We start from the raw sequence: 25,238 nt of genomic DNA on the forward strand, positions 1-25,238 counted from the left end.
CCCCTTATTTTTTCATTGCTTTTTCAACAGCCACAGCCACTGCAACACTTGCACCAACCATAGGGTTATTTCCCATACCGATTAATCCCATCATCTCCACATGAGCCGGTACGGATGATGAACCTGCAAATTGGGCATCGGAGTGCATTCTTCCCATAGTGTCAGTCATACCATAAGATGCAGGACCTGCCGCCATATTATCTGGGTGCAGGGTTCTTCCGGTACCTCCTCCAGAGGCAACTGAGAAATATTTCTTGCCTTGTTCAATACATTCCTTTTTGTATGTTCCAGCTACAGGATGTTGGAAACGTGTCGGATTTGTTGAGTTACCGGTAATTGATACGTCAACAGCTTCCAAATGCATAATGGCTACGCCTTCCCTTACATCATCAGCACCGTAGCATCTGACCTTAGCCATTTCACCATCGGAGTATGCTTTTTCCCTTACCACTTTCACTTCACCTGTGAAATAGTCAAATTCAGTCTGAACATAAGTAAATCCATTGATTCTTGAAATGATTAATGCAGCATCCTTACCAAGTCCGTTTAAGATAACCCTTAAAGGTTTTTCCCTCACTTCATTAGCGGAATTTGCAATTCCAATAGCTCCTTCAGCAGCTGCAAAACTTTCATGACCTGCAAGGAATGCGAAACATTCACTTTCATCACTTAAAAGCATTGAAGCTAAATTTCCATGTCCAAGACCCACTTTTCTATCATCTGCTACGCTTCCAGGAATACAGAATGCCTGAAGTCCCTCACCAATAGCCTTAGCAGCATCTGATGCTTTTGTGCATCCTTGCTTTACAGCTATTGCCGCTCCAAGAGTATATGCCCAACAGGCATTTTCAAAACAAATCGGCTGAACGCCTTTAACAATTTCATATGGGTCAAAACCTTTGTCAAGACAAATTTGTTTTGCTTCTTCAAGGTCTTTAATGCCATATTTTTCTAAAACAGGAATGATTTGATCGATTCTTCTTTCATAACTTTCAAATAAACTCATAATATCACTCCTTCCTCGGATCTATTTTTTTAACAGCATCATCAAATCTTCCGTATTGACCTGTTGCCTTTTCGATTGCTTCAAGCGGATCAACGCCATCTTTGATTTGGTCTAACATCACACCCAAATTGATGTACTTGTAACCAATGATTTCATCATCCCCGTCAAGGCCGATTTCTGTAATGTAGCCCTCAGTTAGCTCCAAATATCTTGGACCTTTTTCTTTGGTGGAATAAATTGTTCCGACTTGGCTTCTGTGACCTTTACCTAAATCCTCAAGGCCAGCACCAATTTGAAGACCCCCTTCTGAAAATGCAGATTGAGTTCTTCCGTAAACAATTTGCAAGAATAATTCACGCATTGCAGTGTTAATTGCATCACAAACAAGGTCTGTGTTTAAAGCTTCCAAAATGGTTTTTCCAATTAGAATTTCACCAGCCATAGCTGCGGAATGTGTCATTCCGGAACATCCCAAAGTTTCAACTAGCGCCTCTTCAATAATACCATCCTTAACATTCAAAGTTAATTTGCAACATCCTTGCTGTGGAGCGCACCATCCAATACCATGAGTGAAACCTGAAATATCAGATATTTCCTTTGACTTAACCCATTTTCCTTCTTCAGGAATAGGTGCAGGACCATGGTTCGCCCCTTTCCTGACAGGACACATATTCTCTACTTCAGTTGAATAAATCATATTTCATTCCTCAATAATTTTTACTAATTATTATATATTCAATTAATATTAATTAAGATTTTAGGATTTAAAAAAAAATAATTACTTTAAAGAACATACTATAAATTATGAAAGTTAAAGATGGAATAATCGGTTTATTGATTGGCGATACCCTAGGCGTTCCAGTTGAGTTTGATAGCAGAGAACTATTGGAAGAAAACCCTGTTACAGGAATGAAAGGAGGCGGAGGATATGGCAAGCCAGCAGGAACATGGTCTGATGACACATCCATGACAATAGCCACCATGGACAGCATTGTTAACAAAAAAGCCATCGATTATGATAACATAATGGAAAACTTCTGTAAATGGTATAAAAAAGAAACATATTGGCAGACCCCACGCTTCGATATTGGAATTACCACACGTCTTGCTTTAGACAATTACCTTGATGGAATTCCCGCTTTGGAATGCGGACTTGACGGTGAACTTGACAACGGAAACGGTTCATTGATGAGAATCCTTCCGCTGGCGTACATTCCAGATATTAACTATGAAACAATTGAAAATGTTTCCGCTTTAACCCATGCCCATAAAAGGTCTAAAATAGCTTGCGTATTATATGTGGAAATTGCCAAATCAATGATTGAAAATGAAGATTTGTCCATTGATGAGCACATCAAACTGGCATGTGATAAAATCAAAGATTATTATGCGGATTCTGAAGAATTAAAACATTTCCAAAGGATATTCGATGATGATTTAAATGATATTGACAGCATAAGCAGCAAAGGTTATGTAATCTTCACTTTTGAGAGCGTCATATACTGTCTGAAAAACACCGACAATTATAAGGATGCAGTTCTAAAAGCCGTTAATTTAGGCGAAGATACAGACACAACAGCAGCTATTTGCGGAGGGCTTGCCGGAATTTATTATGGATATGATGAAATCCCTATAGATTGGATTAGTACAGTTGACCAAATTGATAGGGTGCTTTCATTATGTGAAAAGTTCGAGGCGTTTTGTGATGAAAGTTAGTGAAACTATCAAAAATATTAGGTCTAAATGTGATAATTACATAGACTCAGATTTGGTTGCAACCGTCATTCATGACAATTACTACATGGGCACAAATAACATTTTAGAATTCAGTGATTATGACATAAAAAATGGAGATTCCTATGAAGAAAGAATCTTAAAAATCCTAAAGCACGAAAATGTCTTTTTAGCAATTGGAATGTATACTTTCATACCGGTCATTAATGAATGCGATATCTATTCAGTTGATGATTACAATCTGAGGCTTTCAGATGAAGAATTTGAAAAATATGCCAATGAAAAAGAAAGAATCTTTGGCATACTGATAAAAAAAGAATCAGATGATTTTATTATTGGAAGCACAGACCTATGTGGCTGCAGCATTGATGCTTCCTTTAAAGAAATCGAAAAAAGTGATTTTGAATTCTACAAAAGATTAGAAAAGATTATAGATGAACTAATCATCTATTAACTTTCTTTTTATTCTCTCCCACATCGCCTGTTCCTCACCGCAACCGGTCATTATTACATAGTCATAGTTGGAATTGCGAGCAAGCTCTGTTAATTTTTCAATTCTGACCTCCATTTCATCATAACTTAGCGGATAAAACTCAGCATCAGGATACTCTTTTTTGATTATTTCATAGTACTCACGAGCCTTATCGATGGATTTTCTTCCAGGAACAACAATAACATGTTCAGGATTCATGCTTTTGACAACTTCAAAGTGGTCTTCAAAGATTTCCTCTTCATCCTCATCAGGAGTTGTGTAAATAAATTCAAGAGGCCCGTCCACATACTGATTCATGAACATTGCATTGATTTTAATTGCATCCCCATTGTCTCCCTGACCAAGCCCGACATATTTTCCGCCAATGTCAACAACTTCAAATCTTCCTGGCGGAATAAAGGACATGTCCAAGTTGTTAAATATTTTTTTAACTGTAGTTTCAATGTTTTCGACCTTTGGAGTGAAAGTGGCATATGCTGTTATTGAAGCCAATGCATTGTAGATGTTATGGAAACCGAACGGAGGTACAGTTATATCCAAATCAAATTTGACATTTTTGGAAACTGTGTAATTGAATAAATCACCTTCAATTGTCAATTTCCATGTGTCCTGGCCGAATTCAATGTCAGTTAATTTTACATTCAAATCCGGGCGTTTGAATCCGCAACTGCATGTGTAAATTCCCCTATGGTTTAGGAAATGTTTTGAATATGTTAGTTTTTCACCACAATTAGGGCATGCAATATCTTCACCGTTAATGTCTTCAATGCCTTCACTTTCAATACCGTAATAATTTACCCTGACATCCTTTTCTTTATCAATTCCTATTAATGCAGTTCTTGGGTCATCGGCATTAGTTACAATAACACCCCTTGTCATTGCCTGGGACAATAATCTTTTAGCCTTATAATAATCCTCAAAAGGATTTTTAATTCCTGCAACCTGAGTATGCTCTTGAGAAATGGTTGTATAAACAACACCGATAGGGTCAACAACCCTTTGAACAGTATCCGGAACTCCATACTTTATATTACGAATACCATACTCAAAAACACCTAATTCACCATTTTGTTGAATAAAAGCAGAAGCTATTGCATTAATAGTGTTACTCTCATAACTACTTCTAATCTGAGTATCATTTGATAATAATTTAATTAAAAGTGTTGTAGTTGTTGTCTTTCCATTAGTTCCAGTAAGAATAACAGAACCGATATCCAAATCTTTAGATAATTCTAAAACTCCATCAACACCAGCAATTTTTGTAAATAAAATTCCAGCAAAACTTTTACCACTTCCCGGTCCAAATCTGGAAAATGGTCCTCCTACTTTAGCTATAAATTTTGCGATATTAATCTTAATACTCATAGTTAATGATTAGAATATGAAAATATATAAAAATTTGGTTAAATCTTTAAAAAAAAAGTTAAAAAATAATCCAACTTAATTTGTAGTTGGATTTTTAATATTTGTTTGCGGTACTTTTTCAGCGACTTTAGATCCGATGTTTTTCATCTTTTCAATCAATGAATCTTTTTTAGAACCGCTGATTAAAATGTTTTCTAAAACATCACTTAAAGTTTCAGTTGGAATGATTTCAATCATGTCTTCATATTTCTTCTCAATCATGACATCCTTCAAGTTGGATTTTGGAATCAATACTTTTTTCATTCCCGCTTCAGCAGCAGCCTCGATTTTAGCTGTTGCTCCACCAATAGGCATAACATCTCCACGTACGTTAAGTGAACCTGTCAGCGCTACAGTCTGGTCGATTGGAATCTCTTCCACTGCAGATATTACAGCTGTTGCAATACTTACACTGGCTGAGTCACCTTCCACACCATCATAAGTCTGGATAAACTGAACGTGAATGTCATAATCTGAAATGTCCTTGTTAGTGTACTTTTTAATGAGTGCACTGACATTCTGTACAGATTCCTGAGCTATTTCACCCAATTTACCTGTTGCAATGATTTGACCACCGTTTTTGGATTGGGTAGGTGCCGCTTCAGCAGCGATTGGTGAGACTATTCCGCTTCTATCACCTATTACGGCAAGCCCGTTAACAAGACCGACTCTTCCGCCTTCAGCAGAAACCATACTGTAATCTTTTCTTTGCATGATGGATCTGTCAGCTATTTGCTGCTCTAAGGTTCTTGCGAATTTCTTAGCTTCGACCACATGAGCTGCAGTTACAATTTCAGCTCCTTTTTCAATAGCTACATCTCCAGCAGATCTTACTAATCCACCTAAATCTCTTAATCTTAAAGTTAAAGCATTTTGTTTTCCGGACCTTCTTTTTGCTTCCATGATAATCTCATCCAATGCATCCGGAGCAAAGTGTGGAATTCTTCCGTCGTTTTTAACTTCCTGAGCTACGAACTGGACCAGTTTTTCTCTGTTTTCAGTGGTGTCATCCATGTAGTCTTTCATAAATACCTCATAACCGTATCCCCTGATTCTTGATCTCATTGCGATGTGCATTCCTTCAAGAACCTGAAGGTTTCCTGATGCCACAAGCACAAAGTCACACGGTACAGCCTGAGACCTTACCATAGCCCCACTTGAGTTTTCGCTTTGACCGGTAATGGCATATTGCTTTTCCTGCATTGCGGATAAAAGCTCCTGTTGAGTTTTCATGCTCATTGTACCTATTTCGTCAATGTATAAAACTCCCCTATTTGCCTTGTGAATCATTCCGGCCTCCACACGTTCGTGTGCTGGAGTTCCAAGACCTCCTGACTGGTATGGGTCGTGCCTTACATCACCTAATAATGCTCCTGCATGAGCACCGGTTGCATCCATGAATGGAGCAAATCTTGATTCCTGGTTATTAACCAATAATTTTGGAGACATATTATTAGTTTTAGGCTTAATTTGTATTGAAATAAGCAATATTAAAGCAGCAGCAATAATGGATTCCAATAATCTTCCATACATAAATCCAATGACCAAGATTCCACCAATTGCAAACATTGTAATAATTGTTTTTCTCTCTTCATGACCTTTGGCTGATCCTTTTGTTGCCTTTACTATTTTTTTACCCTCACCTGCAGGGACTGTCCTTATCAACGGATGATTGCTGTCTTCCATATTAGGATATACCAAAATATCCTGCAAGGTTTCATGAGGTAAGATTTGTGCCATTCCTTTAGCAAGCATGGATTTTCCAACACCCGGATCACCAATCAGCAAAACATTCCTTCTTTGTTTTGCCGCTTTTTTAATTGTTTCAATGGACTCTTCATGTCCAATGACCTGGTCAATTAATAAAGGTGGAACTTCAATATCTTGTGAGCTTTTAATATTATTATAATCTAACATAGGTTTAGTTTCTTCACTGGAAGCTGATTCATCTACTTCCGCTTCAACTACTATTTCATTAGAAGAATCTTCAATTGATTCTTGTTCTTCAAATTTCATTAAACAAACCTCACTTCTATTAATAAATTCATCATTACACAATTAAGTTTAATATACTATTTAAATATTAGTTTCATAGTTATATAAAAAGTTTTGTATTTTAGTAAATAAAAGTTAGAAAAATAATTTCCAGAATATGGCTCTGATATAATCATGTTGAAAAAATATCAGTTATACTTTCATTTTTTTAAATTAAAAATTATTTATAATATTAAATTAATATATTTTTACATGACAAAATGTATCATGGTTCAAGGAACCTCCTCCAATGCTGGAAAAAGCATGCTTGTAGCAGCACTCTGCAGAATTTATAAAAATAGGGGATATAAAGTAGCTCCCTTCAAATCCCAGAATATGTCTTTAAACTCATACACCACAAAGGAAAATGGAGAAATAGGAATTGCTCAGATGCTTCAGGCCGAAGCGGCAATGATTGAACCAAGCATACACATGAACCCTGTTTTGCTTAAACCGAAAGGGGATTTCACATCCAACGTCATCATTCAAGGAAAATCCATTGGAGATATGAATTTCTATGATTACCAGCACAAATACCATGATACCGCTTTCAATGCAATGAAAGAAAGCTTTAAAATATTGTCTGATGAATATGACATCATAATCATTGAAGGAGCAGGTTCACCTGCCGAAATCAATATGCGTGACCAGGATATCGCAAATATGGAAATAGCCCACATGGCAGATGCTAATGTAATTCTAATTGCAGATATCGAAATGGGCGGAGTTTTTGCAGCCATTGCAGGAACATACGTTCTGCTTGACGATTATGACAGGTCCCGCCTGAAAGCAACTGTAATCAACAAGTTCAGAGGAAATCTGGATATTTTAAAACCTGGTCTTGACAGGATTGAAGAGATAACCGGCGAGCCTGTTTTGGGTGTTTTGCCATATGATGAAACCTTAAGACTTCCCGAAGAAGACTCCGCATCACTTACAACACATGTTTTTGCAGAGGATAAGGACATAACAATAGGCGTTATACGTTTGCCCAAAATAGCCAATTTTACAGACATTGACCCATTCGAGTATGAAGAGGATGTGGCTTTAAAGATGATTGGAGTTAATGACGATATCGGCGATGTCGATGCAATAATCATACCCGGAACACGTAACTCCACAGAGGACATGTTTGCACTGCGTGAAAGCGGCCTTGCAGACAAGATAATTGAAAAATCAAAGGAAATTCCAATTGTCGGCATCTGTGGCGGTCTGCAGATATTGGGTAATGTAATCCATGATGAAGACAAGCGCGAATCAAAACATGGTACAATTAATGGACTGGGCCTATTGGATATTGAATCAAGTTTCTCAAGAGCTGAAAAAATCGTGACACAGTCAACAGCAACAATTCCTAAAAACTTAGAAGGCCTTGCAGGTGAAATATTTAAAAGCATCACCGGCGAAGAGGTTACAGGTTATGAAATCCATGAGGGTACAACTGAACTGAATTCCGCTTCAGGATTTTTAAACATTAAAGAGGGACAAGGAAATAATGAAGATGGCAAAATCGACGGAGCTGTGCAGGACAACATCTTTGCAACATATTTCCATGGAATATTCCACAATTATAACCTAAGAAGAGAATTCCTAAACTATTTAAGAGTCAAAAAAGGCCTTGAAGCCAAATCAGGTGAAGACCCATATGAAACTCAAAAAGACTATTCACTAAACAGATTGGCCGAAATAGTTGAAGAGAACCTGGATATGGACATTATCGATAAATTGATATTTGATTAAAATGACCAGACCACCATTAACCACCAATCTGACAAGTGAAGAATTCGAGCAATACTATTTTTTAAAAGAAGAATTGAAAGACTTTTGCAGATCTAACGGATTAAGGATTAGCGGCAGCAAGAATGATTTGGAAAAAAGAATTATCTATTTTTTAGATACTGGAAAATCTCTGAATGAAACCAAACCAACAAAAGCAAAAGTTGAAAATTTTAATACTATCAGCTTAGATACAAAAATCGGTGAAAACTTCAAATGCAGTGAAGATAAAAGAGAATTTTTTGAAAACAATATTGGAAAAGGATTTAGATTTAAGGTTAGATTTCAAAAATGGCTGAAATCCAATCCGAATAAAACCTACAAGGATGCTATTGCAGCATATCATGAAATTCAAAACTCAAAAGAGAAAACTCAAATCGACAAACAATTCCAATACAACCAATACATAAGGGATTTCTTTAAGGATAATGAAAAATTGGGACTAGAAGACGCAATTAAATGCTGGAAATATAAAAAAGGCCTGAAGGGCCATCACAAATATGAAAAAAGCGATTTGGAAATTCTAAATTAAATCTTATTTTTTGTATGCTTTTGCCATACCTTTTCATTGTCACTGGCTGAAACTCTGTTATCCGCCATCACTCCGACAAGTTCATGTGCGACATAAGGCTCCTCCAGATAGCCAATATCATCAGAAGTTAATTTTAAATCCACTGAATTGACCGCACCTTCAACATGATGAATTTTAGTCGCACCAACAATTGGAGATGTGACCTTTGCAAGAAGCCATGCAAGAGACACCTCTGTCATCGATACATCATAATTTCCGGCTATTTCATCAACCCTTTTAATAATCTCCATATCATGCATTTCACTTGATTTGTATTTCAAATCAGCATAGAAATCTTCTTTCATTCTTTTGGATTGTCCTCCAGGAAGCCTTGAAAGCCTACCGGAAGCAAGAGAACTGTAAGGAGTTGTTGCAATATTGTCTGTTTTGCAAAGAGGAATCATTTCACGTTCTTCCTCTCTAAATATTAAGTTGTAATGACCTTGAATTGAAATGAATTTGTTAAATCCTTCCGCTTCAGCCAGAGCATTGGCCTTAGCAAGCTGCCAGGCAAAGCAGTTAGATATACCTATATATTTTACCTTACCATCTTCAACAGCTTCGTTTAAACCTTCCAGAATATCATATAACGGAGTATTGTAATCCCAGATATGATATATGTACAAATCAATATAGTCAAGTCCAAGATTTGAAAGGCTTTTTTCAACCATATTACGAATATGCTGCTGGCCTGTGACATTGTTTTTGATGTCTTCTTCAGATCTTGGCAAAAACTTGGTTGCAACAACAACATCTTCACGGGACGCATTTTCTCTTATTGCTTTTCCAAGATATTGCTCTGAAGTTCCATTTTGATAACCTATTGCAGTGTCGAAAAAGTTTATTCCATTATCCAACCCGTTTTTAATTATTTCAATAGACTCCTCTTCAGGTAGTGTCCAAGTGTGCATTCCATTTGTCGGGTCACCGAATCCCATACACCCCATACAAATCCTACTCACTTTTAAATCTGAGTTACCTAATTTAATAAAATTCATTAAAATCACCAGTTATATATAAAATTAAACCGCATTATTTAAAAACATTGACGAACATAATTAATAATATCAAAAAATTGGAGATTATATTTATGATTTTAAATGTAAACGCAACAAATAAAAAATCCGGTGAAGTAATTTCATTCGCATTAGAAGGTGACTCAGATGCAGGTTTCACCTATGAAGGAACACACATGCAAGAAGTAGCTGACAACAAAATCAGAGAAGTCTGTAATGGTTTAATTTTACTCGGTTCCCCAATCTACACCATTAAAGCTGGTGAAACCGAAACCATTGAAAACATGACCTTTGTTACTGAAGTTACAGCAGAATAATTCTGCTCTCTCTTTTTTTATTTTTTAACTAATTTAAATTAAATGCCCACAAATAACTGAAACAGTATGGTATAAACTATTTTTTTACTGTAGCCCATGCATCAGATTGAACTTCAGCGGATATAAAACTTAAAAGTTTATAAAAATAATATATTACCATGACTTTCATGAATAATGATGCAAATATAAAACAGTTCCAACTGATTAAATTCATAAATGAAAATTGCAGTGACGACCATGTGATGTCAAAGATTACAATAGTGCTTCGCCGAGACAAAATAGAAGCTCCTTATTATATGATTACCAAAATCAGACTGTCTTCATGTCTTGACAAACCGGAAAATGGAGTTATTCACGCAATGGACGTATTAAACCATGTCAGAAGACATAATTTAACTGAAGACCCATATAACAAAATCAAATCATTAATAACCGATAACCAACATGAATCCGACCAGGTGAAAATCTCTGAAAGTGATGAACAGCTGAAGATGGTTTTAATGTCTAGAAATGATGATGAAATCAAAAATCTCTTTAAAAACTATGGAGAACTTTTTGATAAAATAGACAATCTGGTTGATTAGTACAAATGGAAACTGCATTAATTATTTTATCAGTATTGGTTGCAGGACTATGAAATTTTTCAAAGAAAATATAAGTGAAGTAACTGAATGCCAAGAAAAAACAGTGCTCAGTGATGACACATTGTCCGGAAAGTGGAGTAATTAGTTAGGCCAATCTTGTTTGAAATGTATGTTTCAATCGAAACATTCAATTATATTTATATGAGGTTATAATTTAATTGCATGAATATTTTTATTATAAAATATCATATTAATAATCTAGTTTGTGCATCAATATAACTAGGTTCTGTTATTTCCTTTACAACATCAGTATCATTAACATCCCCAATTAAAAGTGGTGACCCCGGATTATGCAATTTCTGATTCTTTTTGACTAACTTCATGTTACTATTTGCATAATAGTATAGAAATTATCTGCCACAATTTCAAATCTTATTTAATATAGTACGAACAAACAACACTTAAAAGTATAAGAATTACCCATTACTTTTTAGTGAAATCCGTTTTGTGGTTAACTAATTAACATTACTTACCAAATACATTTAAAAATGAGAATTAATCCTTAATGCAATGTTATTCCATAAGAACCCTTTTTAATTAATTTTATTTAAAACTTCATTAATAAACTATCCATTAAATTAAATTTTTGGGACAAATTCTTAAAAATATCACAATCGTTATGTTTTTAACTTCCCCCATATAAATATAACAATAATTAACTTTAATGGGAAAATCTATCACAAAAAAGTAAACTCAAAATCAGAAAAAATGTAATGTTGTTCAAGGTGAAACTATGGCAAAAGACTATCATGTAATCGAAGCTTTAGGTAAAACAGAAGTAGTAATAGAAAATGGAGAAGTAACCTCAGTTGGAGAACCCCTTGTTGATTTCTGTCCTATCTTTTATAAAATTGACGGTGCTGAACATCTAACTAAAGATTTCATAAAATGGAATATGGAAAAAAGGATTCGGGAATTTGGAATGTGCACACCTCAAAGAGTAGTGAAAATGAAGGATTTCATGAGCTTTGGAATATCTGAAATTCTAAGAACAAACATCGAATTGGGATTGATTGACTGTGTTGTTGGCGTGTGCGAAGGTGTTGGAACATTACTGATGACCGATCCGGAAATTATTCAGGGCGTAGGCGGTCGGGTATCCGCACTTATTAGCACAACCCCCATACCTGAAGTTATTGAACAAGTTGGAATTGAAAACGTGCTAAATCCCGAAACTGCAGACTTAGACCCGATTAAAGGATTGGAAATGGCAATTGAAAGAGGCTATAAGAATATCGCTATTATAATTCTACCCTCAAAATCAATTGAAGAAATCGGCCAATATCCACTACCTGATGGCGTTAATACATATATGTTTGTAGCCCACACCACTAATGCAAGTCTCAAAGAAGTTGAAACTGCATTTAAATACTGTGAAGTCATTACTGCATGTTCCTCCAAAAATGTTAGAGATTACGCTGAAAAAGAAAAGTCCTACTATTCAGGATCCAAGGTTCCAATTATTGCAATTAGTGAAAAAGGAAGGGAATTTTTAGATAATAGGCTTAAAAAGATAGGCAAACCACTGACAACAAATGATTATCCTATGAATAAGGATAAACATTCAAAACCATTAATATAGAAAAAAGTGAAAGAGGAATTGATTGAATATTCTCTATTTAATATTTTCAAAATAAATATTTTGGATATTCAATCGAGTCTCCTAATATTTACATATGCTTTTTGAATATATTCCTCCTGGTTCATGTCTTCACATGCTTTTTTTGATAAATCCAAGTCAGCATGTGTTTGCGGATATCTTGGAACTGCACTGCACCCTCCATCATCAATTTCAGATATTTTAAATGTTCCAATATCCTTTGCAATAGCTGTGATTTCTTCTTTATCCAAACCAATTAACGGTGACAATATTGGCATGTCCACACCATATCTTGTTACTAGAATATTTGGCAATGTTTGTGATGCAACCTGACCAACACTGCTTCCGTCAACTATAGCATTGGCGCCCAATTCTGTTGCTAGCTTTTCTGCTATTTTATACATTCCAGATTTGCATAACACACAAGTCATTCTCTCAGGAGCTTTAGTTTTGGCATTTTGAAGATATTCACCATAGTCTACAACTCTTTTTTTGATAGGTGATCCTTTTGCATATGTGTTCAATTGATTGACCAACAGATTAAAATTTTCAGTTACTTTTGGACCTGAAAACGGATCATTGTTAAAGTGAAGCGCTATGACCTCACAGCCTCTTTTCATCATCAGATATGCAGCCACTGGTGAGTCAATTCCGCTTGAAATTAATGCAACAACCTTTCCCTGTGTTCCAAGAGGCAAACCTCCCGGACCCCTGATTTTTTCATGAAAAATATATGTATCATCTTCCCTGACTTCAACAAAAATAGTCAATTCAGGATTTGTCAAATCAACCGGTGCTGATACGACATTTCTTACAACATTTCCACAAAATGCTGCCATTTCCTGTGAACTAAAGTCATGTTTTCCAACACGCCTGCATTTAATTGCAAATTTGGTGTTCTCATCAATGAGATTTTCTTTAATTAAATCCTTGACATATTCAGCTAAAGTTTTTTCAATATCTTCGTAAGTTGTTTTAGTTGATACTGCAGGAGAATATGAAACTACACCAAACACATGATTTAATTTTTCTATTGCCTGAGTGTAATCTTTTGGACGAATATATATTCTACCCTGGTTTCTTTCAACTTTACAGTCAATAGTTGCTTTAATGTTTTTAACAAGTCTTCTTTCAAAACGTGCTCTTATTTTAGAACTTTTTACTCCTATTTCACCATATCTTGCTAGTATTAAATCATAATTCATTCAAACACTCTCTTTATTTTAACATACTCTGAAAAATAATAATTATTCAATATTAGTTTTAAAAAAAATTAATAGGATTACTTCATTTATCCCCCATAGATTATCTGAATCAAGTTTATTTCATCACCATCATTGATTATGCTATCTTCAATTGCCAACTCACCGTTTTGCTTAGCAACAATCGTTTGGCTTGACTGGTTCAATTCATTCAACAAATCTTTTATTGTATAATTTTCTTTTAATTGTCTTATCTCATCAATATCTTTAAATTTTAATTTAAATTCCACATTATCACCTTAAATATTATTATTTACAATTTTTGCTACTTTTTTGGCTATTGCAACTATAGTTAAAATTGGAGGTCTTCCCGGAGCTTCAGGTATTACGCTGGCATCTGAAACGTATAATCCTTTGATTTCGGTTTCAAAATTATTGTCTACAACTTCACCTACTGCGGCAGTTCCCCCAGGATGTGCTCCTTTAAGAGAAGTTGCAACAATAGAACTTTCATCAACACCCAAATTTAGAAGTATTTTCACAGCTTTCCCATATCCTTCTTTGATTAAATCCACATCGACTTTCGTTAGTGTCTTTTCAATGTTTCCATTATTATCTATTGTTCCGATGCATGTGTCTGCAAATTTAAGCATGATTCCGATGACATCACTTTCATTAGCTTTTATGCCTTTTTCTTTCATTAATGGTAGTAATTGCATTGAATAATGTGGTGATAAAAAATATGGTCCGAATTCAGCTTTAATACCCATCATCAGCTCATTTTTTAAATCTGCATCTTTTAGATATCCCCCAATTGTTGTGAATATATCAAAGAATATTTGACCTCCGACATTTATTATTCGTGAATTTTTTAATATTATTGGAGTGTTCAATGCTCCGGCAGCTACGACAACTTTCTTTGCTTTAAATATTTGTTTTTCATTGTTTTCATTTATTCCAACAACACCTGCTACCTGACCCTTTTCATGCAGTATTTCAATCACATTTAATCCTGTTATCAATTTAGCTCCATATTCCTGAGCTTCTTTGATAAAGTATGTCGCATCCCATTTTGCATCAAACATGCATCCGTTTACGCATTTTCCACAAAATCTGCATTTTTCAAAGTTGATGAACTTTGGCATTGGCTCTACGACATATCCTAAATCATTTCCTGCATCAGCAATCAGCTTTGTTGCATGTCCCCATGATTTTTTGGGGAAATATGTAACATTTAGTTCACCGCTGGCTTCCAAGAGTTCTTCAAAAATATCTAGGTTTTTATCTTCAAACTGCTGCATTATTGAGTTTGTATAACACCCGCTGCATGAAAAGCATGCATTTCCGATTGATGAAGTTGTTGTTCCTCCGACTTCTTCAATGTTGGTTAAAGTCAATGGCCATGTTAAGAATTCATATTTTTGTTTATCCTCATCTGAAAGGTTATTTTTCAGATGAATTTCTTTATTTTTCATGTATTTGACATAGCTTCCATCATTTTGTTTTTGTCCTTTATCTAATATGAGGACATTTCGTCCGTTTAAAGATAAATCTTTAGCGACTGTTGCTCCTCCAGCACCGGTTCCTATTACAATAACATCAAAAATTTTTATTCCTCCAAAATTATTAACAATTGTTATATTATTCTTTAAATGTTTAAATATTTTCTGTTGGACTGTGAAAAAAATTCAAAAAATATTTATACTATAATTTACATTACTAACTTTATGGAAAAAAATAACTATTGTTATATAGTTTAATTTCGAAGGGATTCTATTTTTTCCATGTTCTCGGGCGTGTATGAAAGTCTTAAAAATGAAAACGAATTTTTAAGCAGCTGGTTTCATAAATCTCTAACCATAGGAAAAACACAACATTAACGAGCAATAACTCCTTAATATTTAAACATTAATCAACTTCTTAAAGCTCGTTAATAAAAAGAGCATCATTTGATGCTCTTTAAATTTAAAAAAAACTTAAAGATACACGTGATATGATGAATTTAGAAGAGAAAATAGAAATCGTGAAAGAAATTTTAAAAGATAAGAAAGTGGCTATAGGTTTTTCAGGAGGTGCTGATTCAACACTAATAGCCTACTTATCATCAAAGGTTGCAGAGGATACACTGGCCATTACTATTGATAACCATCTGTTTCCAACCGGTTTTGTTGAAAATACTAAAAAACTTGCTAAATCATTTGGAATTAAACATGAAATAATTGACATTGACTTTTATAAAAAAGAATATTTTTTATCAAACGATTCGAAAAGATGCTATGCCTGCCGTAATTTAATGTACAGTGAAATTGAAAAACTTGCTCAAGAAAAAGGCTTTGATTTTGTATGCGATGGCAATAACATTAGTGATTTGGTTATCGACAGACCAGGAATTCTTGTAACTTATAAAAAAGGATTCAATACTCCGTTTATTGAAGCGAAATTAACCTCCAAAGAAATTCATGAGTATTTATATAAAAATGATATTCCATATTCCAGATCAACCACTTGCCTTGCAACAAGAATTCCAACCAATACAAAAACCACTGAAGAGAAAATTAAAAGAATTCGTGAGTGTGAAGACTATATCTACAATAACACTAACTGTGAAATTGTTAAAGTTAGAGATTTGGGAAAATTTGGTATATGTGAAGTGGACAACTTGGATGAAATATTAAAAGAAGATAAATTTAAAGAGATTAATGATGAATTAAAACAAAAAGGTTTTAAGAAAGTCGCATTAAATTTATCGGAAATTGACGATGATGAATACATTACTATCCAATATGATAATGGTTCTTTTTCATATCAACTCCCATTTACAATAAACCTCGAAAATACAAAAAAACAAATCAAAAACGGAATTATTAATGAAAGTGAAAACACTATTGAACTTAACAACATACAGATTAATCAGAATGGCCTGATAACTGGAAATAACTTTAAAAGTTATGAAGACGCATTATTTAATTTTATGGAAATATTATCCAAATTAAGAAGAAACATATGCAATCAGAGGTGATTAGCATTATGAGATATCTTCAATCCAATTAGAAGATAACAAAATTTAACCTTTTAATGCATGAATTTTCCTGTTTTAAAAAAGTAGGAAATTTTCAATTAATTCTCTCTTCAGCTTCAAACCAATTTTTAAATTTAGGCGGTAAAACCGTAAATATTAACGCAAGAATCAGCACGATTACGGATAACAAAATCAATAATGATAGTACTTCCCAGGAGCCAGATATTGCAAGTTCATAAACACCACCCAACCAAATAACAGAAATAAGAACTGGAACAACATATCTAACAAGCATTAACCACCATTTACCAATTTTCAATGAGTTACTCCTGCTGTTTAAAAATCCAATCAATCTTTCACTATTGAACATCCATGAAAAAAGCAAACATTCCACTACCACTGAAAACAGAATTGCTATATTATTAACAAACAAATCTGTTATCGAAACCATATATTCTCCAGCAGATGACGCATATAACATAGATATAATTCCACCAACAATACACAAAATTGTTGTAGTCCTTTTTCTAGAAAAACCCAATTTATTTTGAATAGAACATGAGAAAACTTCAAAAGAGGACAGCATACTAGTGATGCCCGCAATATACACCGTTAAAAATAATAATGGTCCCAATATAAATGCAGTATTTCCTAAAACATTTAATACTTCAGGATATGCAACAAAAATTAAACTTGAACCCTGAGATACAAGATTAGAAACTGAAGTTCCTGACTGTAAAGACATATATCCCAAAATTGAAAAAACACCTAAAGCTGCGAAGTTTTCAAAAGCACAATTTGCAATGACAACATATAATCCGCTTGTAACTAAATCTATGTCCTTTTTTGTATAGCTTGAAAACGTGAAACCTATACCCATCCCCAGACTCAATGAGAAAAACACTTGCCCAAAAGCAGCCATCCATATATCAAAATGACCTAAAAGTGATAGATTCGGATTAAATAATTCTGCAAGTCCAATTGATGCGCCAGGCAACATCAGAGAAACTCCAACAAGTAAAATCATCATGAAAAACAATAATGGAACAAAAATTTTAGAAATTTTGCCTAAACCATTTTCCAAATTCCTATGAGAGACTAACCAGATAATAAACCATACTACAATCATAGAAATTCCAATGGCTGGAATAAAATTTAAAACACCATAAACAGAATGAGTAGAGTGTAACACTGAATTTGTTAAAAATGCATTAGGATCAGAGCCCCATCCTTTAAAAAAACTTAAAATCAGATAGATTCCATCCCAACCGATTATGGTGGAATAGTAAATTGTCATCACAAAAATAACAATAGGCAAAATCCATGCATAATACTCCAGTTTAGGATTGATATTAATAATTGCTTTTGTAAAAGAGGATTTATAGTTATAACCAACACCGTATTCTAGAACTAAAACTGGAATTGCCAGAACTAAAATAGCAATTAGATAGGGAATATAAAAAGCACCGCCCCCATTAGAATAAAGTATATATGGATATCTCCAAATATTGCCCAATCCAACAGAAGAACCTATCATTGCAAGAATAAATGAAATGTTACTTCCCCATTCGTTTTCTTTAGTCATATTATCCTCTTAATTAAAATCAACACTCAATATTTTTTCAGTTTCTCAATCATATTATACTCATTCCATGATATGGCCATATCCATCAAAGTTATTCGACAGATGGACAACTATAACAATAACCCCTAGAATTAACAAACATAAATCCAATTTCAATATCTCATAAATGTTTAATTGATAAAATCTCATATAATAGTTAATATTCAGGTTATCTTAAAAAAGGACATGAAATATACATATAATAAGATTAACAATATTTCAATACTTATAAAAAATTAAATAGCCATAAATAAAGGCATATAAATACGATTACATGAATTACTCATCATACATCCACACATAGTTAAACACCCTTTTTCATGATTATTTTTTAAAATTTTATAACTATTGTTATAAAAAGTAGTCTGGTAGATATAAATTGAATAATCAAATATATAAACATTATGGTTTTCAGCCATCCTAGAAAATTAAAATATTTCAAATGCCCATCATATTGAAATAATTTAAAATAATCTTTGTTGCGTATCAATGAAACTTGTCTTAGAAACTTCCATTACTACATCACTATCTTTAACATCACCAATCAATAGTGGTGAATCAAGATCATGCAATTTCTGATTCCTTTTCACCAACTTGATGTTACTGTTTGCATAAAATACTATTGAAATTATCTACCTCAAATTCAAAACTTGTTCCTTCTCTTGCGAACAATCAATATGTAAAAGTATAAGAATTATCCATTACTTTTTGGAATTTGCATAGAAAACCAATCATTTCCATCTTCTAAAAAAATTGTTTGAAAACCAAAATAAGTTTATCAACTCATAGTTGATAAACTCTAAAAAAGGTGGAATACCTCAAAAAGGACATAATGTTGATGCAACCATACCAATGAGATAAGAAGCAATGCAGTTTCATCAATTAACTACTAAATTATCATTTCATAGTATATAACGCATGATAAATTGTAGCTGTTTTTGAAAAGTATTGTCAATCAGAAATACTTTAGAAAGAATTATCTCAATGTACCAATTGGAATTACCATTACTCCATCTTTTCGAACTTTTGCAATTGGACCACCAGTTACAACAGCTAAAAAGCTAGGTTCTGGAATATGCGTATCTCCATCAGCAATTTTTTGCTTGATCAATTTATCTATTTTTAATAAAGATTGTGCACCCTCATCAATCCTTTTATCTCCTAATTTAAACTCGATTAATCCATAACGCCCATCAGCAATTTGCAAAACACAATCCACTTCCAAGGTACCGTCATTATAATATAATACTTTTCCACCCAATGGTGCTGAATATACCTTTAAATCCCTGATACATAATGTTTCAAAAATGAATCCGAAAGTTTCTAAATCATAGACCAACATTTCAGGAGTTACATTAAGTCCTGCAACTGCAATTGATGGGTCTATAAATTCTTTTTTTTCTGATTTTCTCATTTTTTGCTTTGACCGAATATTGGGAGCCCATGCTGGAACATTGTCAATGACAAAAAGATTTTTTAAAACGGAAATATATGAATAAAATGTAGGTTCAGAAATTTTGCCGTAATTCTCCTCAATATCCGCCATTATTTTAGTATTATTGACCAATGTTGAAATGTTACGTGAATAAGATCTAAGAATTGCTTCAAATACTTTTGAATCACGTTTAACACCATCAATATTATAAGTGTCATCACGACAGATGTTATCAAAATATGAAGAAGCCACGATTAACTGTTTTTGTTTATCTTCAATATTCAATGTTTCAGGCCAACCTCCGCGAGAAGCTAAAAAAGTTAAATCCCTTAAAGACAAATCCGAAGTAATTCCATTAATTTTAACATCTTTATCATTAAATAAGTCAATTAATGAAATCTTACCATTGGAATCGCCGCTTTCATATAAGCTCATAGGCCTCATCATCAACCTGTGGATTCTTCCAACACCTTTATGATTTATTTTAGAATTATCAACAATTGTAGAACCAGTTAAAATGTACAAACCATAACCATCTGTTTTATCAACGGAATATCTAACTGCATCCCACAATTGGGGAGCCATCTGCCATTCATCAATCAATAACGGTTTTGCCCCTTCCAATAATAACAATGGATCTACATCTGCCAGTTCAATATATGATTTGCCCAATGCAGGATGTTGCAATTCAATTAATGTTTTAGCAAACTGAGTAGCAGTAGTTGTTTTACCACACCATTTCGGTCCAACTATTAAAACAGCCCCCATACATTCAAGTATATTCTTTAATTCTTCATCCACATACCTTTTAATATATTCCACATTACCACCAATTAAGTGATTATACTAATTATATTTAAGTGATTATACTAATTATATTTAAGTGATTATACTAATTATATTTAAGTGATTATACTAATTATATTTAAGTGATTATACTAATTATATTTAAGTAATTATACTAATTTTATTTAAGTAGCATATCGAGTCAAAATTAATTAAAAATTTAACCTTACCCACATATACATATCATGGATTTTAAACTATTTAAAATTAGTTAATTTAATAATAAAAAACTAGAATGAAGTAAAAACAATATTCAAGAATTAAAACAATTTATAATGTGAAAACAATAGTTTTATTGACTAAAAAATTAAATCAAAGTTTGTTGTGTATCAATATAACTTGGCTCAACAATTTCTTTTACACCTTCGCCGTCTTTAACATCACCAATTAAAAGTGGCGAATCAGGATTGTGCAACTTTTGATTTCTTTTAACAAGATTTGTCGAATAATTTGCATAGCAATACCTGCATCCATGCATGCAAGTGTTATATGCTCCAATATCCCTTCCAAATATGCAGTCGCATTCGCGAATCCTATATTTTCCTTTAGGAATCTTTAAATTATTTCCGATGGCATTTTCAATTACTCTTTGAGTCATGCACCCACTTGAGTCAAATCCAAATTGGTCAAGCAAAGTTCCTTCAACACATGTTTTCATTTGAATATCATATCTTTTAGCTATTTTTGAGAAATTTTCACCAATCACTAATTGTTCAGACTTTGTTACCTCATTTGCCTCCAGAAAATTTCTCAATACCTTCTGATATAAATCAATGAAGCTTATTGTACAGTCATTGGTATAATCTGCAAGCTCTGATGCCATATGCTCAAACATATCAATATGAAAATCAAGGGAGTATTTTTCAGTGATGAAAATCGGATCATATCTCCATGAAATTTTATTTATTCCCAAATGTTCAGATAGCTCCTTAAAAGATTTTATGACCTTCTTGAAATCAGGAACATTAACTTCAATATCTTTGTCATATGGAGTGATTGTTACAAACCAGAACTGATTGAAGTCATCCAATTTTTCAATTTTTTTAAGCAACGGTTTCGGATTTTTCGTACAAAAACACAGACAATCAATGATTTTCGAATCCAAAGGATATCTGTAGATATCATCATTATACGGATTTCTGGTGCAGACAAAACCTTCGTCAACTCTATTCAAAAACCATTTGTGAAAAAAAGCGGGAATATCGGTTCTTGAACCTGTATTAATAATCATAAAAAAAAGAAAAATAAAAGAGATTTATAAATCTCTTCCAAATATGTGTACGGCTGCAGTACCACCGGTTCCTCCAATGTTGTGAGTCATACCGATTTCTGCACCATCAACTTGTCTTCCACCAGCTTCCCCTCTAAGTTGCCATACGATTTCAGCAGCCTGAGCAATACCTGTAGCCCCTAATGGGTGTCCACGTGCCTTAAGTCCTCCGGAAGAGTTGATTGGGAAGTCACCATCGATTTCAGTTTGTCCTTCTTCAATAGCTATTCCACCTTTACCTTTCTCAGCAAAACCTAAGTCCTCTACTGCCAATAATCCATTGATTGAGAAGCAATCGTGCACTTCAGTTACATCAATGTCTTTAACTGTGACTCCTGCCATTTCATAAGCTTTTCTGGAAGCAACTTTGGTAGATTCAATAGTAGTAATGTCTTTTCTGTCATGTAATGTAAGTGTTCCAGAAGCCTGTGCGGAAGCTTTTACATAAATTGGAGTATCAGTATACTTTTTAGCATCTTCAGCAGGCACCATAACAATCGCAGCTGCCCCGTCACTTACCGGAGAGCAGTCAAGGAGAGTTAATGGATCTGCCACCATTGTGGAATTGATTACTTTATCAACACTGATTTCAAATGGAAATTGTGCATTAGGGTTTTTAGATGCATTTTTATGGTTAACTACGGAAAATTGTGCTAACTGTTCACGGGTGGTTCCATATTCATGCATATGTCTTTTTGCAATCATTGCATATAATGACGGGAAGGTTGCACCTTGCTGTGCTTCCCATTCCTGGTCTGATGCAGTAGCAATAGCTGGAGTGGCATCAACTACATCAGTCATTTTTTCCACACCCGCAGAAATTACAACATCATGAAAACCAGATGCGACAGCCATGATTCCCTGTCTTAAAGCCAATCCACCAGATGCACAAGCAGCTTCAACTCTTGTGGTTGGAACTGGATTAAGACCTACATGGTCTGAAATAAGTGCTGCAATGTGTTCCTGTTCTACAAATAGTCCTGAGGACATATTTCCAACAAACATTGCTTCGATATCATCTCCATCAATACTTGCATCCACTAAAGCTTTTACACCTGCTTCAGCAATTAAATCCCTAAATGAGGAATCCCATAATTCACCAAATTTTGTTTGTGAAACTCCGATAATCGCAACATCTCTCATATTTAAGCCCCCTTACATTTTAATTTTGCCTTTGAATTTAGCATAAACAGCATAATCAACATAAGTCTTATCATCGATTATATCCTGTGTTTTTGGAGCTAATTCTCTTCTCTCAACAATTTCATCTTTTACAGTGATTGTGAATCCATCACTTCCTGCGCCTGATCCATATGAAATAACAAATATATTATCTCCAGGTTCTGCAACATCTAAAATATTAGATAATGCTAAAGGCACTGCTCCAGAATAGGTATTTCCAATATTTGGAGTTAAGAGACCTTGTTTTATTTGTTCTGAAGTGAAACCTAATTTTTTACCTGCCCTTAAGTAAAATTTACCGTTAGGTTGATGGAAACAAGCATAATCATAATCTTCAGGTTTTGAGTCAGTTTCGTCAAATAACATTTTAGCTGCACTTAAAACATGCTTAAAGTAAGCTGGCTCTCCTGTAAACCTACCACCATGGGACGGATAGTTTTGACCTTCTCTTCTGTAGAAATCAGGAGTATCAGTTGTAAAACTGCAAGTATGATTAATATCAGCTATAGTATTTTCGCTACCTATAATATAAGCTGCTCCTCCAGCGGATGCAGTATATTCTAAAGCATCACCCGGCGCACCTTGAGAAGTGTCAGCACCAATAGCCAATGCATATTCTACCATTCCAGACTGTACAAGACCCATAGACATTTGAATGCCAGCAGTTCCTGCTTTACAAGCGAATTCCAAATCAGCAGCAGTTAATTTTGGAGTTGCACAAACAGCTTCAGCAACAATGGAAGCGGTTGGCTTTACTGCATAAGGATGTGATTCAGAACCAACATAAACAGCACCAATCTTACTTGGATCAATCTGAGCTCTTGCTAGAGCATATCTAGCAGCGGTTACTGCAATAGTTGCAGTATCTTCATCAGCAGAAGGAACGGATTTTTCATTAACGACCAATCCATTTGACAAAGCTACAGGGTCATCACCCCATACTTTTGCAATTTCTTCTACCTTAATCCTATATGAGGGTACATGTGCCCCATATCCTACTATTCCTACCATTAAATCACCTTAAATCAAAATATTTAAAGACATTAAAAATTAATTTAACTATTTATATTATAATTATATTATTATATATAATTAACTAAAAAATAGCTATTTTTTAAACAAAATAAGAATTTTAAAAAAAGATTTCATTCAAGATGCAGTCGCCGGGATTCGAACCCGGGTTGTAGGCTTGGAAGGCCCAAGTAATAACCAGACTATACCACGACTGCATAAAAAATGCGGCGTCCGGGATTTGAACCCGGGTCTCTAACGTGGCAGGCTAGAGTCTTAACCAGGCTGGACTAACACCGCATAAAAACTAACAACAAATAAACTTATGTTTTAATATTATATAAAACTTTCGATTATTTGAAAGAAAATATAAAAATGATTAAATTTTTCGAGCTAATATACAAATCCAATCATTTTCCTCATTAATATAAGATTCAAAATCTTTAAAACCAGTTTTTTCTAAAGATTCTTTTAAAACATCTTCGGAATATATTTTCATATCTAAAAGTTCCACCAAATCATCATATTTTTCCATCTCACCTTCTCTGTAGACTGCTTCATTACAGAAAAATACTAAACCTCCCTTTTTAAGAACTCGATTTACCTCTTTTAAATCATTGATAAAATCCGGCCAGAAATAAATTGTTTCAAATCCTGTTACAATATCAAATGTCCCATCATAAAATGGCATGTCTGAAACAGACCCTTTCAAAACATTTACAATTCCCCTGTCAATAACTTCCTTGTTGAGTTCCTTTGATTTTTCAACACTGACTTCGGAATAGTCTATTCCGACAACACGTCCGTTTTGAGAAATTTGTGATGCGAAACGCTGTATGTTTCTTCCTCCTCCGCATCCGATATCAAGGATTTTGTCATCCTCTTTAATTTCAAAGTGACTTACTCCCCACTGAGCCATGCTTTCATGGGATTTGTTCATTCTGTCCAGTATCTGATGGCCCAGATCACCGACGGGTTTTCTTGCATTTTTAATGAGTTCCTTGTCTTCAATATTGTGGCCTGTATTTACTTTGTTATCTTCGCTCATAATTCC

At 34.1% G+C, this 25,238-nt stretch carries 23 protein-coding genes and 2 tRNA genes; 8 read left to right on the top strand and 17 right to left on the bottom strand.

All coding sequences use genetic code 11. From position 1 onward, the window contains the following. Window positions 1–4 precede the first annotated feature (4 nt). Window positions 5–1,006 carry a GGGtGRT protein gene (locus tag IJI93_RS04060; protein ID WP_292820282.1) on the bottom strand — a complete coding sequence of 334 codons (1,002 nt, stop codon included), beginning with the start codon at window positions 1,004–1,006 and terminating at the stop codon, window positions 5–7. 4 nt (window positions 1,007–1,010) lie between these two features. Then, window positions 1,011–1,703 (bottom strand): iron-sulfur cluster assembly scaffold protein, encoded by a 693-nt coding sequence (locus IJI93_RS04065; protein WP_292820285.1) that lies wholly within the window; start codon window positions 1,701–1,703, stop codon window positions 1,011–1,013. A 107-nt stretch (window positions 1,704–1,810) separates the two neighbouring features. Here IJI93_RS04065 and IJI93_RS04070 point away from each other — a divergent pair, with 107 nt between their 5' ends. Together IJI93_RS04070 and IJI93_RS04075 are read left to right on the top strand one after the other, a co-directional pair. Beyond that, a complete protein-coding gene (locus IJI93_RS04070) occupies window positions 1,811–2,722 on the top strand; it encodes an ADP-ribosylglycohydrolase family protein (RefSeq protein WP_292820288.1) in 912 nt (303 codons plus the stop codon). After that, window positions 2,712–3,194 (top strand): hypothetical protein, encoded by a 483-nt coding sequence (locus tag IJI93_RS04075; RefSeq protein ID WP_292820291.1) that lies wholly within the window; start codon window positions 2,712–2,714, stop codon window positions 3,192–3,194. The genes IJI93_RS04070 and IJI93_RS04075 overlap by 11 nt, the downstream gene beginning before the upstream one ends. On the opposite strand, the gene IJI93_RS04080 is transcribed toward IJI93_RS04075, so the two are convergent. Then, entirely contained in the window at window positions 3,180–4,598 is a 1,419-nt protein-coding gene (locus IJI93_RS04080) for a Mur ligase family protein (RefSeq protein WP_292820294.1), read from the bottom strand. The two genes, IJI93_RS04075 and IJI93_RS04080, sit on opposite strands and share 15 nt — an antisense overlap. A gap of 75 nt (window positions 4,599–4,673) precedes the next feature. Beyond that, on the bottom strand, window positions 4,674–6,554 hold the full coding sequence (gene lonB, locus IJI93_RS04085) for an ATP-dependent protease LonB (RefSeq protein WP_292820661.1): 1,881 nt from the start codon (window positions 6,552–6,554) through the stop codon (window positions 4,674–4,676). 330 nt (window positions 6,555–6,884) lie between these two features. Here lonB and cobQ point away from each other — a divergent pair, with 330 nt between their 5' ends. Both cobQ and IJI93_RS04095 read left to right on the top strand, forming a co-directional pair. Then, the gene (gene cobQ / locus IJI93_RS04090; RefSeq protein WP_292820297.1) at window positions 6,885–8,411 is read left to right on the top strand and encodes a cobyric acid synthase CobQ; all 1,527 of its coding nucleotides are present in this window, start codon (window positions 6,885–6,887) and stop codon (window positions 8,409–8,411) included. A 1-nt stretch (window position 8,412) separates the two neighbouring features. Further along, complete coding sequence (locus tag IJI93_RS04095; protein ID WP_292820299.1) at window positions 8,413–8,979, top strand: DUF6434 domain-containing protein; 567 nt, start codon at window positions 8,413–8,415, stop codon at window positions 8,977–8,979. On the opposite strand, the gene IJI93_RS04100 is transcribed toward IJI93_RS04095, so the two are convergent. Then, window positions 8,976–10,016, bottom strand: a complete 1,041-nt coding sequence (locus IJI93_RS04100) for an aldo/keto reductase (protein ID WP_292820301.1) — start codon at window positions 10,014–10,016, stop codon at window positions 8,976–8,978. The two genes, IJI93_RS04095 and IJI93_RS04100, sit on opposite strands and share 4 nt — an antisense overlap. A 92-nt stretch (window positions 10,017–10,108) precedes the next feature. Between IJI93_RS04100 and IJI93_RS04105 the strand changes: the two genes are divergently transcribed. Together IJI93_RS04105 and IJI93_RS04110 are read left to right on the top strand one after the other, a co-directional pair. Next, window positions 10,109–10,351, top strand: a complete 243-nt coding sequence (locus IJI93_RS04105; RefSeq protein ID WP_292820303.1) for a hypothetical protein — start codon at window positions 10,109–10,111, stop codon at window positions 10,349–10,351. A 167-nt stretch (window positions 10,352–10,518) separates the two neighbouring features. Continuing rightward, window positions 10,519–10,935, top strand: a complete 417-nt coding sequence (locus IJI93_RS04110) for a hypothetical protein (protein ID WP_292820305.1) — start codon at window positions 10,519–10,521, stop codon at window positions 10,933–10,935. Window positions 10,936–11,180: 245 nt separating this feature from the next. On the opposite strand, the gene IJI93_RS04115 is transcribed toward IJI93_RS04110, so the two are convergent. Further along, entirely contained in the window at window positions 11,181–11,318 is a 138-nt protein-coding gene (locus IJI93_RS04115; RefSeq protein ID WP_292820308.1) for a hypothetical protein, read from the bottom strand. A gap of 410 nt (window positions 11,319–11,728) precedes the next feature. Here IJI93_RS04115 and IJI93_RS04120 point away from each other — a divergent pair, with 410 nt between their 5' ends. Beyond that, entirely contained in the window at window positions 11,729–12,577 is an 849-nt protein-coding gene (locus IJI93_RS04120; RefSeq protein ID WP_292820311.1) for a methanogenesis marker 8 protein, read from the top strand. 68 nt (window positions 12,578–12,645) lie between these two features. Here the strand turns inward: IJI93_RS04120 and thiI are convergent, their stop codons facing one another. From thiI to IJI93_RS04135, 3 genes are all read right to left on the bottom strand, one after another. Continuing rightward, a complete protein-coding gene (gene thiI / locus IJI93_RS04125) occupies window positions 12,646–13,800 on the bottom strand; it encodes a tRNA uracil 4-sulfurtransferase ThiI (protein WP_292820314.1) in 1,155 nt (384 codons plus the stop codon). 86 nt (window positions 13,801–13,886) lie between these two features. Further along, on the bottom strand, window positions 13,887–14,087 hold the full coding sequence (locus IJI93_RS04130) for a MoaD/ThiS family protein (RefSeq protein ID WP_292820318.1): 201 nt from the start codon (window positions 14,085–14,087) through the stop codon (window positions 13,887–13,889). A gap of 9 nt (window positions 14,088–14,096) precedes the next feature. Further along, the gene (locus tag IJI93_RS04135; protein ID WP_366513278.1) at window positions 14,097–15,272 is read right to left on the bottom strand and encodes a GMC family oxidoreductase N-terminal domain-containing protein; all 1,176 of its coding nucleotides are present in this window, start codon (window positions 15,270–15,272) and stop codon (window positions 14,097–14,099) included. A 521-nt stretch (window positions 15,273–15,793) separates the two neighbouring features. On the opposite strand from IJI93_RS04135, the gene IJI93_RS04140 reads away from it, so the two are divergent. Beyond that, window positions 15,794–16,816, top strand: a complete 1,023-nt coding sequence (locus tag IJI93_RS04140; protein ID WP_292820321.1) for a 7-cyano-7-deazaguanine synthase — start codon at window positions 15,794–15,796, stop codon at window positions 16,814–16,816. A gap of 94 nt (window positions 16,817–16,910) precedes the next feature. On the opposite strand, the gene IJI93_RS04145 is transcribed toward IJI93_RS04140, so the two are convergent. From IJI93_RS04145 to IJI93_RS04180, 8 genes are all read right to left on the bottom strand, one after another. After that, window positions 16,911–18,401: a sodium-dependent transporter gene (locus IJI93_RS04145; RefSeq protein ID WP_292820324.1), complete on the bottom strand. Its 1,491-nt coding sequence runs from the start codon at window positions 18,399–18,401 to the stop codon at window positions 16,911–16,913. A gap of 1,015 nt (window positions 18,402–19,416) precedes the next feature. Next, window positions 19,417–20,643, bottom strand: coding sequence for an ATP-binding protein (locus IJI93_RS04150; protein WP_292820665.1), 1,227 nt, complete (start codon window positions 20,641–20,643; stop codon window positions 19,417–19,419). A 385-nt stretch (window positions 20,644–21,028) separates the two neighbouring features. After that, window positions 21,029–21,952 (bottom strand): DUF1848 domain-containing protein, encoded by a 924-nt coding sequence (locus tag IJI93_RS04155; RefSeq protein WP_292820327.1) that lies wholly within the window; start codon window positions 21,950–21,952, stop codon window positions 21,029–21,031. Window positions 21,953–21,976: 24 nt separating this feature from the next. Further along, window positions 21,977–23,134, bottom strand: coding sequence for a thiolase domain-containing protein (locus tag IJI93_RS04160; protein ID WP_292820331.1), 1,158 nt, complete (start codon window positions 23,132–23,134; stop codon window positions 21,977–21,979). A 12-nt stretch (window positions 23,135–23,146) separates the two neighbouring features. Then, window positions 23,147–24,184 carry a hydroxymethylglutaryl-CoA synthase gene (locus IJI93_RS04165; RefSeq protein WP_292820335.1) on the bottom strand — a complete coding sequence of 346 codons (1,038 nt, stop codon included), beginning with the start codon at window positions 24,182–24,184 and terminating at the stop codon, window positions 23,147–23,149. A gap of 144 nt (window positions 24,185–24,328) precedes the next feature. Beyond that, window positions 24,329–24,402, bottom strand: a tRNA-Gly gene (locus tag IJI93_RS04170). Window positions 24,403–24,410: 8 nt separating this feature from the next. Further along, window positions 24,411–24,484: transfer RNA gene (locus IJI93_RS04175), tRNA-Gly, on the bottom strand. A gap of 79 nt (window positions 24,485–24,563) precedes the next feature. Further along, window positions 24,564–25,232 (bottom strand): class I SAM-dependent methyltransferase, encoded by a 669-nt coding sequence (locus IJI93_RS04180; protein ID WP_292820337.1) that lies wholly within the window; start codon window positions 25,230–25,232, stop codon window positions 24,564–24,566. Window positions 25,233–25,238 lie beyond the last annotated feature (6 nt).

The sequence above is a fragment of the Methanobrevibacter sp. genome (assembly GCF_017431965.1).
In the GTDB taxonomy this organism is placed as follows: domain Archaea; phylum Methanobacteriota; class Methanobacteria; order Methanobacteriales; family Methanobacteriaceae; genus Methanocatella.

What these genes read in the sequence shown, in the direction of transcription:
- IJI93_RS04060 (WP_292820282.1), bottom strand. Translation starts at nt 1,006, where the DNA reads ATGAGTTTATTTGAAAGTTATGAAAGAAGAATCGATCAAATCATTCCT.
- IJI93_RS04065 (WP_292820285.1), bottom strand. Translation starts at nt 1,703, where the DNA reads ATGATTTATTCAACTGAAGTAGAGAATATGTGTCCTGTCAGGAAAGGG.
- IJI93_RS04070 (WP_292820288.1), top strand. Translation starts at nt 1,811, where the DNA reads ATGAAAGTTAAAGATGGAATAATCGGTTTATTGATTGGCGATACCCTA.
- IJI93_RS04075 (WP_292820291.1), top strand. Translation starts at nt 2,712, where the DNA reads ATGAAAGTTAGTGAAACTATCAAAAATATTAGGTCTAAATGTGATAAT.
- IJI93_RS04080 (WP_292820294.1), bottom strand. Translation starts at nt 4,598, where the DNA reads ATGAGTATTAAGATTAATATCGCAAAATTTATAGCTAAAGTAGGAGGA.
- lonB (WP_292820661.1), bottom strand. Translation starts at nt 6,554, where the DNA reads ATGTTAGATTATAATAATATTAAAAGCTCACAAGATATTGAAGTTCCA.
- cobQ (WP_292820297.1), top strand. Translation starts at nt 6,885, where the DNA reads ATGACAAAATGTATCATGGTTCAAGGAACCTCCTCCAATGCTGGAAAA.
- IJI93_RS04095 (WP_292820299.1), top strand. Translation starts at nt 8,413, where the DNA reads ATGACCAGACCACCATTAACCACCAATCTGACAAGTGAAGAATTCGAG.
- IJI93_RS04100 (WP_292820301.1), bottom strand. Translation starts at nt 10,016, where the DNA reads ATGAATTTTATTAAATTAGGTAACTCAGATTTAAAAGTGAGTAGGATT.
- IJI93_RS04105 (WP_292820303.1), top strand. Translation starts at nt 10,109, where the DNA reads ATGATTTTAAATGTAAACGCAACAAATAAAAAATCCGGTGAAGTAATT.
- IJI93_RS04110 (WP_292820305.1), top strand. Translation starts at nt 10,519, where the DNA reads ATGAATAATGATGCAAATATAAAACAGTTCCAACTGATTAAATTCATA.
- IJI93_RS04115 (WP_292820308.1), bottom strand. Translation starts at nt 11,318, where the DNA reads ATGAAGTTAGTCAAAAAGAATCAGAAATTGCATAATCCGGGGTCACCA.
- IJI93_RS04120 (WP_292820311.1), top strand. Translation starts at nt 11,729, where the DNA reads ATGGCAAAAGACTATCATGTAATCGAAGCTTTAGGTAAAACAGAAGTA.
- thiI (WP_292820314.1), bottom strand. Translation starts at nt 13,800, where the DNA reads ATGAATTATGATTTAATACTAGCAAGATATGGTGAAATAGGAGTAAAA.
- IJI93_RS04135 (WP_366513278.1), bottom strand. Translation starts at nt 15,272, where the DNA reads ATGAAAAATAAAGAAATTCATCTGAAAAATAACCTTTCAGATGAGGAT.
- IJI93_RS04140 (WP_292820321.1), top strand. Translation starts at nt 15,794, where the DNA reads ATGAATTTAGAAGAGAAAATAGAAATCGTGAAAGAAATTTTAAAAGAT.
- IJI93_RS04145 (WP_292820324.1), bottom strand. Translation starts at nt 18,401, where the DNA reads ATGACTAAAGAAAACGAATGGGGAAGTAACATTTCATTTATTCTTGCA.
- IJI93_RS04150 (WP_292820665.1), bottom strand. Translation starts at nt 20,643, where the DNA reads ATGGGGGCTGTTTTAATAGTTGGACCGAAATGGTGTGGTAAAACAACT.
- IJI93_RS04155 (WP_292820327.1), bottom strand. Translation starts at nt 21,952, where the DNA reads ATGATTATTAATACAGGTTCAAGAACCGATATTCCCGCTTTTTTTCAC.
- IJI93_RS04160 (WP_292820331.1), bottom strand. Translation starts at nt 23,134, where the DNA reads ATGAGAGATGTTGCGATTATCGGAGTTTCACAAACAAAATTTGGTGAA.
- IJI93_RS04165 (WP_292820335.1), bottom strand. Translation starts at nt 24,184, where the DNA reads ATGGTAGGAATAGTAGGATATGGGGCACATGTACCCTCATATAGGATT.
- IJI93_RS04180 (WP_292820337.1), bottom strand. Translation starts at nt 25,232, where the DNA reads ATGAGCGAAGATAACAAAGTAAATACAGGCCACAATATTGAAGACAAG.